This is a genomic window from Kitasatospora sp. NPDC056181 (genome assembly GCF_042266225.1).
In the GTDB taxonomy this organism is placed as follows: domain Bacteria; phylum Actinomycetota; class Actinomycetes; order Streptomycetales; family Streptomycetaceae; genus Kitasatospora.
The window spans coordinates 21303-38557 of record NZ_JBHJUK010000084.1; the positions used below are offsets into that span (position 1 = coordinate 21303).

The following is a 17255-nucleotide window of genomic DNA, read 5'->3' on the forward strand; positions in this document are numbered from 1 at the left end:
GACGAAACCCATGAGCATCGCTGCCCCCAGGCGGCAGGAAGCGGAGACCGGCCGAGTCGCCGAGGCGGCCGGCCGGTCCCGCCGGGGCGTGGACCGCGTCTACCCCTACACGTACCTCGTACCGGCGGTCGTGGTCTTCACGGTCTTCTTCCTGCTGCCGGCGTTCTTCGGGATGTACCTGTCCCTCACCGACGCCTCGACGTACGTGCCCGACACCGACTTCGTCGGCCTGGCCAACTACCGCCTGCTGTTCGGCGACGGCTCGGCCCTGTGGAACGCCACCGTCAACCAGTTCGTCTACGCGGCCTGCGTGACGGTCGGCAAGACCGTCCTCGGCATCGCGATCGCCTTCCTGCTCAACCGGGCGTTCAAGGGCAGCAAGGTGCTGCGCGTGGTGGTCTACCTGCCGATCATGTTCTCCACCATCGTGGTCGGCCTGCTGTTCAACTACCTGCTCAAGGCCGACGGGCCGGTCAACGCCCTGCTGGAGCCCTTCGGGCTCGCGAACGACTGGTTCGGCAGCTTCGACCTCGCGCTCTACAGCGTGACCGCCGTCGACGTCTGGATGGGCGTGGGTTGGACCGTGGTCCTGGTGCTGGCCGCGCTCCAGGCGGTGCCGACCGAACTGATCGAGAGCGCCGAGCTGGACGGCGCCGGGCCCTGGCAGGTCGTGCGGCACATCAAGCTCCCGTACATCCGTCACGCGGTCAACCTGGCCGCGCTGATCACCTTCATCACCGGCATGAAGGGGTTCGACCTGATCTACGCCACCACCGGGGGCGGCCCCGGAACCGCCACCGAGGTGCTCACCTCCTTCGTCTACAAGCAGCTCAACACCGGCTCGCTCGGTTACGCCGCCGCGGTCAACGTCTTCCAGTTCGTTCTGATCACCGTCATCGCGCTGGTCATCAACCGCTTCGTGCGCAGGATGGAGGCGACGTCGTGACCCGGCAGAGCAGCCGACGCCGGCCGGGCAGCGTCGTGGCCTCCGTGGCCACGTACGCCACGGCCGTCCTGATCGCCCTGGTGTTCCTGGCACCGCTGGCGCTGGTCCTGCTGACCAGCGTCAAGGGCACCGCGGACGCCCAGACCATGAGCTTCTCGCTGCCCAGCAGCTGGCACTTCGACAACTACCTGACCGTGATCCGCACCGGCAACGCCCTCCAGGCGCTGGGCAACAGCGTGCTGATCTCGGTGGCGGTGACCGCGGTCACCGTCCTGGTCTGCTCGCTGGCCGCCTTCGTGATCGCCCGGCGGCCGGGCCGGGTGACCGGAGGCGTCTACAGCTACCTGCTCACCGGACTCATCGCGCCCTTCGCCTTCATCCCGGCGATCCGGCTGCTCCAGCAGATCGGCCTCGGCGGCTCGTACGTGGGGCTGATCCTCACCGACGTCGCCGTGCAGATCCCGTTCATCACGCTGATCTACGTCGGCTTCATCCGGCAGCTGCCGAAGGAGATCGACGAGGCGGCCATGCTGGACGGCGCCGGCTCGCTGCGGATGTTCTTCACGATCATCTTCCCGCTGCTGCGGCCGGTCAGCTCGACCGCGCTGATCCTCGTCTTCACCTACGCCTGGAACGAGTTCCAGAACGTGCTCTTCCTGATCCCCGACGCCGACCGATGGACCCTGCCCATGACCGTCTTCACCTTCCAGTCCACCCACAGCTTCGACTACGGGCTGGTCTGTGCCGACCTGGTCCTCACCATGGTGCCGGTGGTCGCGGTGTACCTCACCGCGCAGAAGTACATCGTCAACGGCATGGTCGCGGGAGCGGTGAAGGCATGAGCGGGACGACGACGGTGCAGGAGAAGACGACGACGGTGCAGGAGAGGACGACGACGGTGAAGGAGGAGCAGGGCCTGCCGACCGAGGTGCCGGCGCGGTTCGACCGCTCGGCCTGGTTCCGCCGCGACCGCTTCGGCATGTTCATCCACTGGGGCCCGTACGCCGTGCCCGCCCGCGGTGAATGGGTCCGCTCGCACGAGCAGATCGGCATCGAGGACTACCAGTTCGCCGTGGACGGCTTCGGCGCGGAGGACTACGACCCGCATGCGTGGGCCGAGCTCGCCGAGGCGGCCGGGATGAAGTACGCGGTGCTGACCGCCAAGCACCACGACGGGTTCTGCCTCTTCGACTCGGCGCTCACCGAGTACGGCAGCATGCACAACGGCATCGGCCGCGACCTGGTCCGCGAGTTCCTCGACGCGTTCCGCGCCCGTGGCATCAAGGTCGGCCTCTACTACTCGCTCCTCGACTGGCACCGCCCCGACTACCCGCACTACGGCGACCTCATCCACCCCGAGCGGGAGAACCCGGCCTTCGCCGACCACAAGCCCGACCTGGAGTCGTACCGGGCCTACATGCACGGCCAGATCCGGGAGCTGTGCAGCAACTACGGGCAGCTGGACATCCTCTGGTTCGACTTCTCCTACGAGGGCATGGGACCGCAGGAGTGGGGCGCGCAGGAACTGATCGCGATGGTCCGGGAGCTGCAGCCGACCGCGCTCATCGACAACCGGCTGGAGGCCGACGGCGGCGGCCCCGGATCCATCGTGACCGACGCGCCCACCGACTACAGCGGCGACTTCGCCTCCCCCGAGCAGCTGATCCCGGTCGACGGCATCCGCGCCGAGGACGGCAGCCCCGTCCCGTGGGAAGCCTGCATCACGATCAACAACAACTGGGGCTACGCCGCCGGCGACGACCTGTGGAAGAGCCCCGAGCAGCTGATCACCAAGCTGGTCGAGTGCGTCGCCAAGGGCGGCAACCTGCTGCTCAACGTCGGCCCCGACCCCCGCGGACGGATCCAGCCCGAGGCCGTCGAGCGGCTGCACGCCATCGGCGCCTGGCTCGCCGCCAACGGCGAGTCCGTCCACGGCGCGGGCCCCGCCGGCCTCGAAACCCCGGAGTGGGGCTACTACACCCGCACCGGGAACACCCTGTACGCCCACGTCCTGCGTCCGCCGATCGGACCGCTGGCCCTGACCGGCGGACTCCTTCCGAAGGACATCGGCAGGATCACGCTGCTCGCCGACGGCCGCGAACTGCAGCCGTGCGACGCCTGGGTGATCAAGTCCTACCCCGACATCCCGTTCGTCCAGTTCGGCGAGATCGGCCACTTCACCTACCCGCTGCCGGACCCGGTCGACACCGTCGTGAAGATCGAGCTCGTGGACGTCCCCCGCGCCGCGCAGCCCGAGTAGGTCCAGAACCGAATGCACGGAACCATGAAGAAGACCGCCACCACGCTCGCCGACGGCCGCGAGATCCTCTACTTCGACGCGGACGACACCGCGAACCGGGACGCGACGGACCCGCGCCCGCTCGAACCGACCACCGCCCTGTCCGAGGTCCGGCGCGACCCGGCGACCGGCGAATGGGTCACCATCGCCGCCCACCGCCAAGGCCGCACCTACCACCCGCCGGCCGACGAGTGCCCGCTCTGCCCCTCCCGCGACGGGCGGGCCAGCGAGATCCCGGCGGACGCCTACGAGGTCGCGGTCTTCGAGAACCGCTTCCCCTCACTGGCGTTCGACTCGGCCGCCCACGTCGGCCGCTCCGACGCGCCGCTGAGGACCAGCGCCCCCGCCGCCGGCCGGTGCGAGGTCGTCTGCTTCACCTCCGACCACCAGGCGAGCTTCGCCGACCTCACCCCGGAGCAGGCCCGCCTGGTCCTGGAGGCCTGGACCGACCGCACCGCCGACCTCTCCGCTCGCCCGGGTGTCCAGCAGGTCTACTGCTTCGAGAACCGCGGCGCCGAGATCGGCGTCACCCTCGCTCACCCGCACGGGCAGGTCTACGCCCTCCCCTTCGTCACCCCGCGCACCGCGCGCATGATCACCGCGGCGGCCGAGCACCGCGTCCGTACCGGCGGCAACCTCTTCGAGGACCTGCTCACCGCCGAACGCGCCGACGGCACACGGGTTGTCCTGGCCGGCGACCACTGGACCGCCTTCGTCCCCTTCGCCGCCCGCTGGCCCTACGAGGTCCACCTCTACCCGCACCGCCGGGTACCCGACCTGACCCACCTCGACGAGGCCGAACGCGCCGAGTTCCCCCTCCTGTACCTGGAGTTGCTGCGTCGCTTCGACCGGCTCTTCGGAGGCGGCACCACCCCGTACATCTCCGCCTGGCACCAGGCACCCATCGTCGGCGGACACGAACTCGCCCTCCACCTGGAGCTGTTCACCATCCGCCGCACCGCCGACAAGCTCAAGTACCTGGCCGGCGTCGAATCCGGCATGGACGCCTTCGTCAACGACGTGTCCCCGGAGACCGCCGCCCAGCGCCTGCGCGAGGTCGCCACCTCATGACCGAGCACATGCCACCTCACCTGACGCCCCGGGAAGACGCCGTGACGCACCACTTCCAGTCCGTCTTCGGCACCGAGCCGGAGGGAGTCTGGGCGGCACCCGGCCGGATCAACCTGATCGGCGAGCACACCGACTACAACGACGGCTTCGTCCTTCCGCTCGCCACCCCCCAGCACACCACGGTGGCCGTCCGGCCCCGACCGGACGGTCTGCTGCGCCTGCACAGCCGACAGGCCGACGGCCCTACCGTCGAGCTGCGGGTCGCCGACCTGGAACCCGGCACCGTCACCGGCTGGGCCAAGTACCCTGCGGCCGTCGTCTGGGCCCTGCGCGAGGACGGACACCCGGTCGGTGGTGCGGATGTGCACGTCGACAGCGACGTACCCGCCGGTGCGGGGCTGTCGTCCTCGGCGGCGCTGGAGTGCGCGCTCGCCACGGCCTACAACGACCTCAACGGCCTCGGGCTCTCCCGGACGGAGCTGGCCCTGGTCGCGCAGCGCGCCGAGAACGAGTTCGTCGGCGTCCCCTGCGGCGTCATGGACCAGATGGCCAGCATGTGCTGCACCCCGGACGCCGCACTGTTCCTCGACACCCGCGACCTCGGCTCCCGCTCCGTCCCGTTGGGGCTCGACGGGCTGCAGCTGCTGGTGATCGACACCCGGGTCAAGCACGATCTGGCCGACGGCGCCTACGCCAAGCTCCGCGCAGGCTGCGAGCGGGCCGCCCAGCTGCTCCGGCTCCCCGCTCTGCGGGACCTCCCGCTGAGCGGGCTGGTCGAGGCACTCCACCGTCTCCCGGCCGACCTCCGGCCCCTGGTGCGGCACGTGGTGACCGAGAACGCCCGCGTCGAACAGGCCGTCGCCCTGCTGAACGCCGGAGACCCGGCCGCGCTCGGCCCGATCCTGACCGCCGGACACGCCTCACTGCGCGACGACTACCGGGTCTCCTGCCCCGAGACCGACCTCGCCGCCGCCACCGCCGAGGAAGCCGGCGCGCTCGGCGCCCGCATGACCGGCGGCGGCTTCGGCGGATCCGTCATCGCCCTGGTCCCGGAGACCGCCGTCGACACCGTGGGCGAGGCCGTCATCGCGGCCTTCCATCGGGCGGGCCATCGCGCTCCGCGCACCTTCACCGCCACCGCATCCGCGGGGGCCCGGCGGCTCGGTTGACAACGCTCCCGAGCGGCCTGGACCACTCAGAACAGCGCGTCCTGTCGGGGAGCGGTGAGGGCAGCGATGGTGGGATTGAACAGCCCCAGGAGCATGAACGTCCTGGGGCGGGCGGCGATGTTGCCGACGAAGAAATGCGTGGCCCGCTCGGGAGTGACCATCTTGGTCCACCAGCGCTCGTACAGGACGTCGGTGAGCCGGTGGACGGGGTAGCTGCGGCGGAACTTGCGCCACGACTGGCCGGCTTCCCAGTCGTGCAGGCCCATGTCGTGGCCCCGGCAGGAGCCGTCGTCGCAGTGGAAGCGGTAGCGGAACTCGTAGGGCACCCATTCGAGGGGCCGGTGCTCGGGGTGCAGCACGTCGGTCTGGTTGACGATTCCGTGCTGCTCCGCGGTCCAGGGGCTGGCGTCGGCAAGCCGGAAGGAGTCGATGCGGGCGGGCCGGAAGAGCCCGAGCGAGGTGCCGTCGGCCGCCTGAAGGCGTTTGATCGCGCACAGGGACGGCTGGATCAACGGTCGGGCGATATCGAGGCGTTCGGCCCAGCCGTCGCGGCTGCCGACCGTGTCGACAACCCGAAGGGTGTCCAGGTTGGGTCTCAGGCTCTCCGGTCTCCGGTCGACGTGGTGGCGCCGGACGTCGACCTCGACGACGGAGTACTTCCCGAACTGCTTCTCCTCGTCGAGCAGCCGGTGCGGGACCGGGAACAGCCGCACGTGCTGCACCGGGGCTGTGTCCATGCGGATACCGGCGACGCAGCAGGTCTCCAGGTACTGATCTGGTCGCGTTCCCGGGCTGCGGGATCGTGGAAGTGTCGGCGGCCGTCCAGCTCGACTGCGAAGCGGGCGACGGACGATTCGGTGTCCACCACCAGGAAGTCGAGGTGGGCGGCGAGCGCATAGGCTCGCGACCTACGGCTCAGAGCCGGCAAGCGGCTGATGTCCACGGCATCGGCCAACCGCGCCTTGATGGCGAGCCGGTCGCCGTAGCGGGCGTTCGACGCGAAGAAGTGGCGAAGGCTGTAGATCACCATGCCATCGGGGATGTCGACGTCGGCCGCCTGCTTGACGACGCGCTGCCACCGGTTGTGCAGGATCTGCGGCTTTGCGGGCGCTCGCGCTTCGCGCGGTAGATCTCGGTGAGCCGGTCGATCGCCTTGTCCTGGGTGGCGAAGCCGGTCTCCTCGGTCTGCTTCCCGGCCGCATTGCGGTAGCGGACCTTGTAGTCGTGCGGGCACTTCGACCAGAGGAAGTTGGCGGCCGGACCAAGTCTCCGGTCCTTCAGGACCACCGCGGTAGCAGCTCGGTAGGCGTGCAGGAGTCGGCTGGCCCCGGTCGGGGCAAGCGAGGGTTGCCACTTGGGCACGTAGCAGCTCAGAGTGCGAGGGAAGAGTCTGGAGATGCCCGGATTCTCGCGAGCGCCAAGCACTTTGGGAGGTGTGAGGCGATGGCCTCGGCCGGCACGATTCTCCGTACGAGATCCTCGAACGCCGGGACCACGCGCTCTATCGAGTCGTCGGTGAGGGTGAGGACGGCCAGGGTGCTCTCCGGTCCGTGCGACGTCCGCAGGCAGAGTCGCCTGCTCGCCGGTGAGCGGGCGGCGGTGGCGGCCGGCCATCTCATGCCCCGACCAGGGCGCGCAGGTCCTCCGAGGCGTCCCAGCCGTAGGTGGAGAACCCCCGCCCGTCGCCGGCGAGGTAGGCGGTGAGGGCGGCGTGCGAGGTGGGGAACATCGGGGTGGGCAGCGCGGAGGCGTCCATCCACAGGACGGCGAGGTGCTTGTCCGGCTCGCTGTTCGTCAGCTCGCCCCGCCACGAGGTCGCGGCGAAGACCGAGAGCAGGAACGGGCCCTTGCCGTCCCACCCGGCCTTGACCTGGATGGTGTGGACCAGCCGCAGGTCCTCGGGGGCGACGACCAGGCCCGACTCTTCGTGCAGCTCGCGGGCGGCGGCCTCGTCCAGACGCTCGCCCTCCTCGACCTTGCCACCGGGGACGGTCCAGGCGGGCACCGTGGACCAGGAATCGTTGGCGTAGTGGATGCAGGCGACCTTGCTCGCCTTCTCGTCGTGGACGATGACGCACACGGCCTGACGCAGGGACTGCACGGAGACTCCAACCGGTAGTGAGGAAAAGGGTGTTCACGCAACGGGGTTCAGGGTGCTGCCGCGGGTGATCTCGGCGAGCGCGTGGGCGGTGTAGGGGACGGTGTCGTCCGGCAGCGAGTCGAGCGGCCACCAGAGCTGGAGGCGGCTGCGGCCGTCGTCGGCGTCGAGGTGGTGCAGGGTGTGGACGAGCGCGAGGTCGTCCTCGGCGATGGTGATGCCGAGTTCCTCCTCCGCCTCGCGCGTGATGGAGCGGGTGACCGGCTTGCCGCGCTCCATGTGCCCGGGCGGCAGGTGCCACAGGTCTTTCGCGTAGGCGGTGTTGCGGCGCCGGCCGAGCAGCACGCGGTCGGCGTTGGTCAGGACGAGGTGGACGCCGACGACCAAGGTCAGCGGGTCCGTCCCGGATGCCGGGGAAGCGGCGAGGCGGAGGTCGTCGCGCGGGTTCACGCAGTCCTCCCGGAAGACAGGCTGGCGGCGTCGGCGAGCAGCGGCAGGTAGTGCTGCATATAGGGCGGGACTTTGAGCAGCGGCACCTCGTCGAGGGGGACCATGCGCACGGCCAGGCCCTCGTCGCCGAGCCGCAGGTCCGTCTCGTGGCCGTCCCAGATGGCGTGCAGGACGCGGGTGAGCGGGAGGCCGAAGCCGTGGTGGGGGTCGGGGAGGGGCCGGAGTCCGGTGATCTCGATGCCGGCCTCCTCGCGGACCTCGCGCACCGCGCTCTCCGGGGCGCTCTCGTCGGCCTCGCGCCAGCCGCCGATCGGTGTCCAGTAGCCGGGCCAGGGCATGCCGGGCCGATCTTCGCGCTGGTGCATCAGCAGTCGACCCGCGGGGTCGGTGACGAAGACCAGGACGCCCTCGAAGTCGTCGTCGTACGGGGCGGGGCGCTCCAGGTAGAGCGGGACACCGCAGCGGTGGGCGCGCAGCACCTGCCGCAGTCGCTGGTAGCGGTCCGGCTCCATAAGCGACCGCCAGTTGTGGGCCGTCTCGAACCGGAACTCGGTGTGCTCGGCCGCATCGAGCCGGATCCGAGCCTGCTGCTCGGGGGTGAGGACGCCGCCGTCGAAGACGTAGCTGCAGACCGGCACGGGGTACTCGGTGCCCGCCTGTTCGTGGATGACGGCGACCAGGCGCCGGCGGGCGACCACCTCGGGATTCTCGGCGGCGAGATCGAGCCCGATCTCCTCCTCGGCCTCGATCAGCGCGGTGGTGAACGGCGTCCGGCCGTGCTCGACGTTGCCGCCGGGGAAGTTCCACACCGCCTGGTTGACGGTCGAGCGCATGCCCAGGATGCGGCCCTGCGGGTCGGTGATCAGGAGGCTGGCGTAGGTCGTGGGCCGGGCGATGGTGGTGATGTAGCCGCCGACCGGCCGCCAGCCGGGGACGGCCAGGTGGTGGTTGAGCCACTCGACGACCTCCCGCTGCCCGTCCCTGGTCGGCGGCAGGTCGTCCGGGATCGTCCACTGGTGGCCGTCGTGGTCCCGGGAAAGGCGGATCGGGGTGCCGTCTGGCACGACGGTGGTGAAGACGAACTGCCGCACGCGCCGCCCGCGCTGGTCGGTGAAGTCCAGGTGCCGTACGTACTCCAGCGGCCACCCGGTCAGCCCGGTCTCCTCGGCCAACTCCCTCACCGCACCCACCGGCACGCTCTCGCCGTTCTCCCGGCCACCGCCCGGGTACTCCCACAGGTCGGGCAGGACGTCGTGCGGGGATCGGCGGATCATCAGGATCCGGCCCGCGGCGTCCCGGACCACCACGCCGACGCCGATCCGCTCGATGCCTTCGCGGGCGGCCAGGCCCGTGAGTGTGTCGAAGTCGATCACTGGAGGGGCTCCTCGGTGTCGCGGGCGGGCAGGATCACCCGGCCGCGAGGCCGGGCGTGGGCACTGAGAGCCGGGATGGTCGGGCCTTCCACAGGAGTACCTCCGGGCGCTGGCGGTGTCCGGGCATGCCGAACCGGCTGTCGACACCGGAGTTCGCCGCAAGTGCACTGTCAGGATGTCGAGTTGGACGGTTCGGCGTACGGGGTGGCGACTGATGATGGTGCTGTTCGATTGCGTCGCTCAAGCGGATTTCCCCCGGGCGATCCCGGGTCGAACGGGGCTATTTCGAGCACCATTCGGGCGTGGTCGAGGGCCTCATCCAGTTGGCCCCGGAGGGCCTCGGGCAGGGTGCCGGAGTCCAGTGCGCAGGCGGCGAGCGCCCGTTCGAGCGGGCTGATCCGGTCCGGTTCGAGGCGGGTGCGGCTGCCCTCGTGGGTGAGGAGGTCGCGAAGTGCGTAGCCGTCGCCGGATTCACTCGTTCGGCTGGTCAGCCGCCGCAGCAGGTTTTGCGCGGAGGGGGTGTCCGGGGCGGCGGCGTCGAGGGCCGTCAGTGTGAGGCGGGTGGTGAAGGCGGCGAGGCCCTCCTCTGCGTTGAGCGCGAGGCAGTGGTCCATCGCCCGGTCGGCGGCGTCTTGGTCGCCGGGGCGGCACAGCGCGGTGAGCACGGCGGTGACAGCGTCCTCCCAGGCATCGCCCGGCTCGGTGCCCTCCAGCAGGGCGAGCGCGCCCGGCAGGTCGTCGGTGGTGGCGCAGGCGAGGACGGCGACCTGGCGGCCGTCGAGGATACGGAGGCCGATCCCGCGGTGTTCCTTGATGTGGCGCAGGGCGTCGTTCCAGTGGCCGGCGGCGGTGAGGGCGCGGGTGCCGTCGGCGATGACGACCCGCCACAGCCACGCCCGCACTTCGGCGCGCTGCTGGTCGGTCTCGGTGAGGTGGGCGGGGACGGTGATGCCGTCGAGTACGGCGGAGGTGCCGGTGTTGATGGCACGGTAGAGGTCGAGGAGGAGCTGGTGGCCCCGTTGGTGGTGGCCGGCACGGATGTGGAGGCGGGCGAGGTTGACGAGGGGCTCCAGGCCGCGGATTGCGCTCATTGCCGGGAGCGGGCCGCGGGTGAGGTAGAGGCGGGCGTGGCGGTGGCACAGCTCGCGGGCGTAGTCGGGCAGGCCGAGGTCGGAGGCGAGGAGTGCGGCCTGGTTGAAGACCGTGGATGCCTGGCCCGGGTCTGCCTGCTCGGTGGCCGTGTCGGCCAGCTCGGTGAGCCGGCCGACACGGGCGTCGAGGGGCAGGCACGCGGGGCGGATCCGGGCGACCAGCGGGAAGCGCCGGGCGATGGGTCCGGTCGGGTGCACAGGGCTACTCCCAGGTGATGGTGATCGGGTGGTTCGGGCGGCCCAGGACGAAGCGGCCGGCGGCGGGGTTGGCGGTGACGGGGATGTCGGGGAGCTCGAAGCGCAGGCGGCGGTCGCGGAAGTCGGTGTTCCAGGCGCGGATCTCCTGGGAAACGAGGTCGGCGAGCGCGGTGCCGTTGGGGCCGTGGCCGATGACTCCTGTCTCGTAGGTCTTGCGTCCGTCGGCGTCGGACTCGCCGGGGCGAAGGGTGAGGTAGGCGAGGGAGCCGCTGTCGACGGTGGCCATGGCGCCCCAGCCGAACATCGGGGTGACGCCGCGGTCGCGGGCGGTGCCGGTCACGCTCATCCGCATGAGGGAGTTGGGCAGGGTGAGGGCCAGCCACAGGTCCTGGTACTCGTAGGTGGTGCCGGCCGGGATGTGCACACCGGTCCAGCTCACCTGGCGCCCGCTGTCGAGGACGCCGAGCAGCAGGGAGGCGTCGACCGCCTCGTCCTGATCCTTGTGGACCTGGAGCGTGACGTCGCCCTGGCTGGTGAGGCGGACGGTGCGGCGGGCGTCGTCCATGCTGCCGCGCAGTGGCATGAAGACGGCGAGCTGGTCGTCGACCGACACCCAGCTGTTTTCGCGACGTTCGAAGGCGATGGTGCGGGAGGCGGTGCCGCGCAGGCGCAGCGGCAGGACGATCCGCCCGGTCGGCTTGACCTGCTGGAGCCAGATGGTGGGCATTTCGCTGGTGCTCACGGTGGCGATCACGCGGTCGTAGGGGGCGCCGTCGGCGTGGCCGAGGGCGCCGTCGCCGAGGACGGCCTCGGTGTTGGTGATTCCGGCGTCGGCGAGGTGCTTGCGGGCGCTGTCGACGAGGTCCTCGTCCACGTCCACGGTCACGACGTGTCCGTCGGGGCCGACGATGGTGGCCATGTAGGCGGCGTTCACGCCGGTGCCCGCCCCGGCCTCGAAGATCTTCTCGCCGGGCCTGGCGTCCAGCTGTTCGAGCATCAGGGCGACGATCGAGGGCTGGGAGGCGGCGCTGATCTGGGTGCCGGATCCGTCCGCCTTGGTGTAGGTGGGGTTGTCCGCGTAGGCGGTCTCCAATGGGAAGCCGGGCAGGAAGTGCTCGCGGGCCACGGTGCGGAAGGCGGTCTCCACCGTGGCCCTGCGGATGGCGTCCTGGGCGAGCAGGCGGTCGGTGAGCGCGTCGCGCAGCTGTGCGGCGGTCGGGGAGGTGGTGTCGTCACTGAGAGTAGTCATGTGGGTGACCCTAGTGGTCGTGCGGATGGTGGAGTTCGAGGGCTCGGGGCCCTCGTCGGAGTGGAAGACTGCATCCAATGCTCGTGCGGCCATGGCGGCTTGGTGGTCGGTCGGGAGCCCAGCGCGGTTGGCGTGGAAGACGAGGTGGTGGGCGAGCACGGCGCGCAGCCCGCGGGTGAGGAGGCCGTCGCGGTTCAGGCGGGCAAGGTCCTGCCCGGCGCGCTCGAAGGCGTCGGCCCAGCCCGTGTGGCCGGCGAGCGGCGCCCCGTCGCGGGTGACCCCACAGGTGTCGAGGCGCATGAGGCGGTGCATCGCGGCGGCAAGGGTGGCGGCCCGACCGGCGGAGACCGGGGCGGGGGCGTTGCGGAGGACGGCGAACTTCGCCCAGACGTCGCCCTGTTCGTACCAGTCCAGCCCAGCGGCGCGGAACATGGCGGAGATCAGCACGACGACGGTCTCAGCCCGGCCGAGTGTGGTGGGTGGCTCCTGAACGGCCCGGGTGAGTAGATGGCGGCTGTCGGCGTGGAACAGGCGATGCGCGACCGCCATCGCCTCCTCGCCGCCGAACGACTCGGTCTCCGGTTCGTAGATTCCGAGAGTCCAGCGTCGGACGAGTCCTTCTTCAACGAGGGCGTCCAGGAGTGCCGCGACGGCTGGAGCGGGTGCGTCGGCGCGGTAGCGGAGCCGGAAGGGCTGCTTGCGCATGTACCACCAGCCCTCCAACGAGTCGGAGTTCTGCGTGGCAGCGAGCATCGGGGCGAGGTGGTGGGCGGCGAGGTGCTCGGTGGTGCCGCGGTCGGCGACGGTGATGTCGTGCTGGATCCATCCGGTGGTCATCGGGTCGGTCCTCAGTCAGGAGGTCAGGAGACAGGCGTCCCAGCGGGTGGCCGGGGTGGTGCCGGAGGCGGGCGACAGGAGGGCGAGGGCCGTGCCGGCGGCGCCGTCCAGGAACGCAGGCCCGACCGAGGCGAGGAGACGGCGGGCTTGCTCGTCGGGGTCGGTGCCCGGGGGGTGGGTGGTGTCCAGGAGCAGCGCAGTGGCCGCGCGGAGCCGGGCAGCGTTGCGTGGCGAGGCGTTGGCGGCGGCGCGATGGGCGATGTGGGCGAGCCCGGCGTAGCCGTGGCAGGCGGAGACATCGGTGGTCGCGGCGATCGCCAGTGGGTCCAGAAGCGCGGTGGCGAGGGCGCTTTCGGCCTGGTGGCGAAGCCGGGGATCGCCGAGGGCGAGGGCGGCGAGCTGCTGCGCGCGGGCCACCCCGGCGGTGCCGTAGCACCAGCTCGGCCGCTGCGGTGCTAGGGGTCTGCGGTCGGGGCCGGTCAGGTGCGCGGACGTGATCCAGTACGGCCACACGTGGCGGTCGCGCCAGCGCTCCAGCCACGCCAGGACGGTACGGATCGCCGCGTGCTGACCCTCGACCTCGACGCCGCGGCGCAGCGCCAGGGCGAGCAGCGCGAGGGGGCCGGCGATGCCGTGCGCAAGGCCGTTGTTCGCGTGACCGTGGGGGAACCGCCGGTCCGGCTTGCCGGACGGGCTGTCGGCGGTCCACCAGCCCGGCAGCAGCTCGCCGTCGTGCTTGACGGACTCGGTGAGGCGGACGAGGTAGGTGAGGACCCGTCGGATTGCCCGACCGTTGGGCGCCCGACGCAGCAGGACTGCGCCGACGCCGGCCAAGCCGCGGATGGTGTCGAACTCGGCGAGCGCCGGGAACTCACCGCGGTCGATCCGGGCGAGCGCCTCCTCGCTGCGCCGCACCGCGTCGTCGGCCACGACCTGGTCGAGGTGGGTGAGGGCGCGCCGGTAGGAGCCGGGCCGGGCTTGGGCGGCACAGGCGAGGGTGTGCGCGAACGCAGGGGCTCCGTAGTAGAGGTAGCTGTCGGCCCCACTCGTGATCGGAACACCGGCCGCGACGGCGAGCCAGGCGCGTGCCGGCTCCCACGAGCCTCGGCCGGCGGCGGCGCGTTCGATGTGCAGCAGGCCGATGCCGGGGGCACCGTGGGCGAGGGACTGGCGCCACTGTGGTCGGGACGTCCACGCGACGGGAGCGTCGGCGGGGTCGGCGAGCAACTCGGCGATCCGGTCGGACAGCCGGAGGGCGGGGTGAGGTGGTGGGGTCACAGGTCGCCGTCCCGGGAGAGGCGGGCGAGGGCAGCAGCTCGGGCCAGGTAGAGGACTTGGGCCTCGTCGTCGAAGTCGATGCGGTGGGCGCGGACATAGCTGCAGTGGAGGAGGGAACCGAGCACGTCGTCCGGTTCCACCCCCTGGGTGTCGGGTCCCGGGAAGTGAAGGCGGTAGGCGTCGAGGGCTCGGTGGCGTTCGCTCCAGGTGTCCACAATCGCGGCGCCGCCCGGCTTCGCACACAATGCCGCCCACTGGTCGGCGGGATCCGCCAGGCGCACGGCCTCACGGAACACCAAGCGCGGGATGGCAGCAGGGGGCTCGGCGGGGACGTTGGTGACGAGCCAGCGAAGCCCGGCCGTGACCGAGCCGGTGAAGCCGACCGCGATGGCGACCGCGTGGGCGGCGAGCAGGGCCTGCCGCCCGGGCACCGCGGGCTGTGGCAGCTGGGCGAGGACGGTGGCGGAGTCGCTGCGGAACACCTGCTCGGCCGCAGCCCATGCCGGGCCCTCGCCCCATCGTCCGGTCTCCGCGTACGAGGTTGGGTACACGACTTCGGACAGGAGCCCGGCTCGGTGCAGCTCGGCGGTCCAGTTGCTGGCCGCGGCAGCGGTGGGTCCGAAGTCGGCGGGGTCGGGCAGGGCGACACGCAGTCGAAGGTGGTGGCGTGGGTCGCGGAAACGGACGAACCACCAGGCCGGTTGCCCGAGGTGTTCCAGGAGTTCGGGCAGATGCCGGGCGAGGACGGTGTCCTGACGGTCCGGGTTGCCGTAGAGGGATGCGAGGAGGACTCGGGAGGTGCCGGGGGCGTCGCCGTGGCCACGTGCCAGGACGCGAGCGGTTGTGGGCTTGGGCAGGCGCGGCCAGGCCGGGGGCCGGGTGGCGGTGACGGGGACCACGACTTCGTGGGCCCGTCCGCCGGCCCAGCCGAGGTCGGCCGGCTCGGGGGCTTCGGCGAGGACGGCGTGCGGGGTGGAGCCGAGGTGGGTGCGCAGCAGGGCGCGGTGCCCGGGGTGGTCGAGGTCGAGCGGCAGGCCCTGGCTGTCGGCGGTCAGCAGTACGTGCCGCGGTGCCCGGCACCGCTCAAGCCACGCGGTGAGGGACTCGTCCCACTGCTCCCACGGAGCATTCTGGGCCGGGAGTTCGGCGGAGGTGAGGCGCCAGGTGGCAGGGGAGAGGATGACACGGCCGCGCCGGAGCCGGGGCCGGAAGGGCAGCGAGCGCAGGGAACCCCAGGAGAAGCGGGTGACCTGCGCGGCCTGGGCGCGGGACAGTTCGGTGATGAGGCGGGCCAGCGGTGGGGTATGGGTCCGGAGGTTCAGGGCGTGGGTGGCGGCGGCCTCGATCCGCACCCCGAGCGCCGGGGCGGCCAGGTACATCCGCCGCCCGTCGCAGCCGACCGCGAGGTCCTCCGGACGCAGGATGTCATTGGCGCTCGGGCGGTGCTCGGCGAGGCTGATCACCAGTTGGCCGGTCGCCAGGCTGCGAGCCACGTGTCCGGTGGCCGCGTCCAGCGGTGGGAAGGACAGCTGAGCGGTAACGGCTCGCTCGTCCATGGTCGGGAGGCCGGTCATCACGTCGGTGAAGGCGGTCCGGTGCTCGGGGGCGAGAAGGTGGAGGAAGCGGCCGACCGAGACACCGGCTGCCCGGGATGCAGAGACCACCTCCAGCCGGAAGTCGCCCCGGTCGAGGGCGTTCTGGGTCCGGGCGCGGATTCGGGTGACGATCTCCAGGTGCGGCGGAAGGCGCGGCTCGTCCGGGCCGAGGTCGAGTGCGGCCAGCAGTGTGTCATCCAGGACGACCTCCCGGTCGCCGTCGAGAGCCGCCTGCTGAGCGATAGCGGCCAGGACTGCATCGCGTTCGTCGAAGCGCGGTGCCTCGGTGGGCCGGGCATCGGGGTAGCCGTCTGGCCAGCCGATCCCACTGTCCGCGACCATGTCGAGTAACGGGACCAGCGCGCCGCGGCCGTACCGCTCGTAGAACCGCTGGTGGTAGGCCCGCCACGCCGCAGTGCCGTTGGGAAGCGCGCTGAGCCGGGTCAGCAGGGCGGCCGCGCGTGCGGCTTCGTCGGCCACGGCCTGCGGGAGTACGAGGTCGGCGTCCAGGCGCAGGTCGACGGCCAGCGTCGGGCGCTCAGGGTCGCGGGGGCCGCCGCTGATGGAGCCCGCGGTCCGGGCGAGGTCGCGGACGGCGCGGCTGGGCGCCCCGTTGTGCGCAGTGAGCAGGTCGTCGGTGGCACGCAGGTCCGCGACCAAGGCGGCGGTGACGGGGAGCTGGTCGGCACCGGCTCTCTCCAGCGCGGCCAAGAGGTGGCTGAGCGGATCGGGTTCCGTGGCCGGAGCCTGGAGGTTGGTGATCAGGGCGCGGGAGGCGACGAGCTCGGACAGGACCCCAGTGATCCGTTCGGCGGGCACTGCGGGGAACTCGGTGCTGAGCTTGGCGATCAGATCCTGGACGCGGATCGGGCGGCGGGCATCGGCCAGGGCGGACGCGACCGGGCGCGTGTGGCGCAGGGTGGTCTCTGCCGTCGTCGCTCCGCCGGGCCCGGCCAGCGGCTGGTGGGGGATCACGAGGCGGTTGCCACGCACGTGGACGGTGTTGTTGGTCATCACGTCCAGCCGGAGCAGCAGCGTTTGTTCCAGCCGCTCGATCAGCCGGCTGAGGAAGGCCGCCGAAGCCTGGGCGACCACGTGGTGGTCGTTGCCCCAGCGGACCTTGCAGGCCGGTCCGAAGACGGCTGCCTGTACACCGGCGAAGAGCCCGAACGGGGTCGGGCGGGCCTGCGCACGCAGCAGGTAGCGCGCGGCCGACAGGGCGGCGCGCCGCACCTCCCGCGGTGCCGGCTGCTCGGCGGCGACCAGCTGTTCGATGCGATGGGCGAGGACCGGGCTGGCCAGTGCGAGTGCCTCGGTGAGGTGCTCGTCGCCGCACAGCGTGCGCAGCCATTCCACCTGCTGGTGTGCCTGCTCCGGGGCGTCGGTGGTGAGGTCCGGCCAGGCGGGCACGGGCAGGTCGGGACAGGCGACGGCGCGCACGAGCGCCACGCCGGTGGCGCGGTATGAAGCGGATGGGCGCATGGGCGGACCTCAGAGGCTGGGAGCGGAAGGGTGGTGCCGGCCGGGTGCGCCGGGACGGG

At 71.5% G+C, this 17255-nt stretch carries 14 protein-coding genes; 5 read left to right on the forward strand and 9 right to left on the reverse strand.

Features of this window, described 5'->3' with window-relative positions:
• Positions 1-10: 10 nt before the first annotated feature.
• Genes ACFC1F_RS27535 through galK form a run of 5 tightly spaced genes read left to right on the forward strand, consistent with a single transcriptional unit; the run spans position 11 to position 5485 of the window.
• Positions 11-946 carry a carbohydrate ABC transporter permease gene (locus tag ACFC1F_RS27535; RefSeq protein ID WP_376162232.1) on the forward strand — a complete coding sequence of 312 codons (936 nt, stop codon included), beginning with the start codon at positions 11-13 and terminating at the stop codon, positions 944-946.
• Complete coding sequence (locus tag ACFC1F_RS27540) at positions 943-1788, forward strand: carbohydrate ABC transporter permease (protein WP_376162234.1); 846 nt, start codon at positions 943-945, stop codon at positions 1786-1788. Before ACFC1F_RS27535 ends, ACFC1F_RS27540 begins: the two co-directional genes overlap by 4 nt.
• Positions 1785-3206: an alpha-L-fucosidase gene (locus ACFC1F_RS27545; RefSeq protein WP_376162236.1), complete on the forward strand. Its 1422-nt coding sequence runs from the start codon at positions 1785-1787 to the stop codon at positions 3204-3206. The genes ACFC1F_RS27540 and ACFC1F_RS27545 overlap by 4 nt, the downstream gene beginning before the upstream one ends.
• Positions 3207-3230: 24 nt before the next feature.
• Entirely contained in the window at positions 3231-4316 is a 1086-nt protein-coding gene (gene galT, locus ACFC1F_RS27550; protein ID WP_376162238.1) for a galactose-1-phosphate uridylyltransferase, read from the forward strand.
• Positions 4313-5485 carry a galactokinase gene (gene galK / locus ACFC1F_RS27555; RefSeq protein ID WP_376162240.1) on the forward strand — a complete coding sequence of 391 codons (1173 nt, stop codon included), beginning with the start codon at positions 4313-4315 and terminating at the stop codon, positions 5483-5485. Before galT ends, galK begins: the two co-directional genes overlap by 4 nt.
• A gap of 26 nt (positions 5486-5511) precedes the next feature.
• Here the strand turns inward: galK and ACFC1F_RS27560 are convergent, their stop codons facing one another.
• From ACFC1F_RS27560 to ACFC1F_RS27600, 9 genes are all read right to left on the reverse strand, one after another.
• Positions 5512-6222, reverse strand: coding sequence for a hypothetical protein (locus ACFC1F_RS27560; protein ID WP_376162242.1), 711 nt, complete (start codon positions 6220-6222; stop codon positions 5512-5514).
• Positions 6223-6508: 286 nt separating this feature from the next.
• Entirely contained in the window at positions 6509-6772 is a 264-nt protein-coding gene (locus tag ACFC1F_RS27565; protein ID WP_376162243.1) for a hypothetical protein, read from the reverse strand.
• Positions 6773-7100: 328 nt separating this feature from the next.
• Positions 7101-7586 carry an NUDIX domain-containing protein gene (locus ACFC1F_RS27570; protein ID WP_376162245.1) on the reverse strand — a complete coding sequence of 162 codons (486 nt, stop codon included), beginning with the start codon at positions 7584-7586 and terminating at the stop codon, positions 7101-7103.
• Between the two features lie 33 nt (positions 7587-7619).
• Positions 7620-8033: an NUDIX domain-containing protein gene (locus ACFC1F_RS27575; RefSeq protein WP_376162247.1), complete on the reverse strand. Its 414-nt coding sequence runs from the start codon at positions 8031-8033 to the stop codon at positions 7620-7622.
• Complete coding sequence (locus ACFC1F_RS27580; RefSeq protein WP_376162249.1) at positions 8030-9406, reverse strand: NUDIX domain-containing protein; 1377 nt, start codon at positions 9404-9406, stop codon at positions 8030-8032. Before ACFC1F_RS27580 ends, ACFC1F_RS27575 begins: the two co-directional genes overlap by 4 nt.
• A 170-nt stretch (positions 9407-9576) precedes the next feature.
• Complete coding sequence (locus ACFC1F_RS27585) at positions 9577-10755, reverse strand: hypothetical protein (RefSeq protein WP_376162251.1); 1179 nt, start codon at positions 10753-10755, stop codon at positions 9577-9579.
• Between the two features lie 4 nt (positions 10756-10759).
• Complete coding sequence (fxlM, locus tag ACFC1F_RS27590) at positions 10760-12841, reverse strand: methyltransferase, FxLD system (RefSeq protein WP_376162253.1); 2082 nt, start codon at positions 12839-12841, stop codon at positions 10760-10762.
• A gap of 15 nt (positions 12842-12856) precedes the next feature.
• The gene (locus ACFC1F_RS27595; protein ID WP_376162255.1) at positions 12857-14119 is read right to left on the reverse strand and encodes a lanthionine synthetase C family protein; all 1263 of its coding nucleotides are present in this window, start codon (positions 14117-14119) and stop codon (positions 12857-12859) included.
• Positions 14116-17196 carry a lantibiotic dehydratase gene (locus tag ACFC1F_RS27600; protein ID WP_376162257.1) on the reverse strand — a complete coding sequence of 1027 codons (3081 nt, stop codon included), beginning with the start codon at positions 17194-17196 and terminating at the stop codon, positions 14116-14118. Before ACFC1F_RS27600 ends, ACFC1F_RS27595 begins: the two co-directional genes overlap by 4 nt.
• Between the last annotated feature and the right edge of the window lie 59 nt (positions 17197-17255).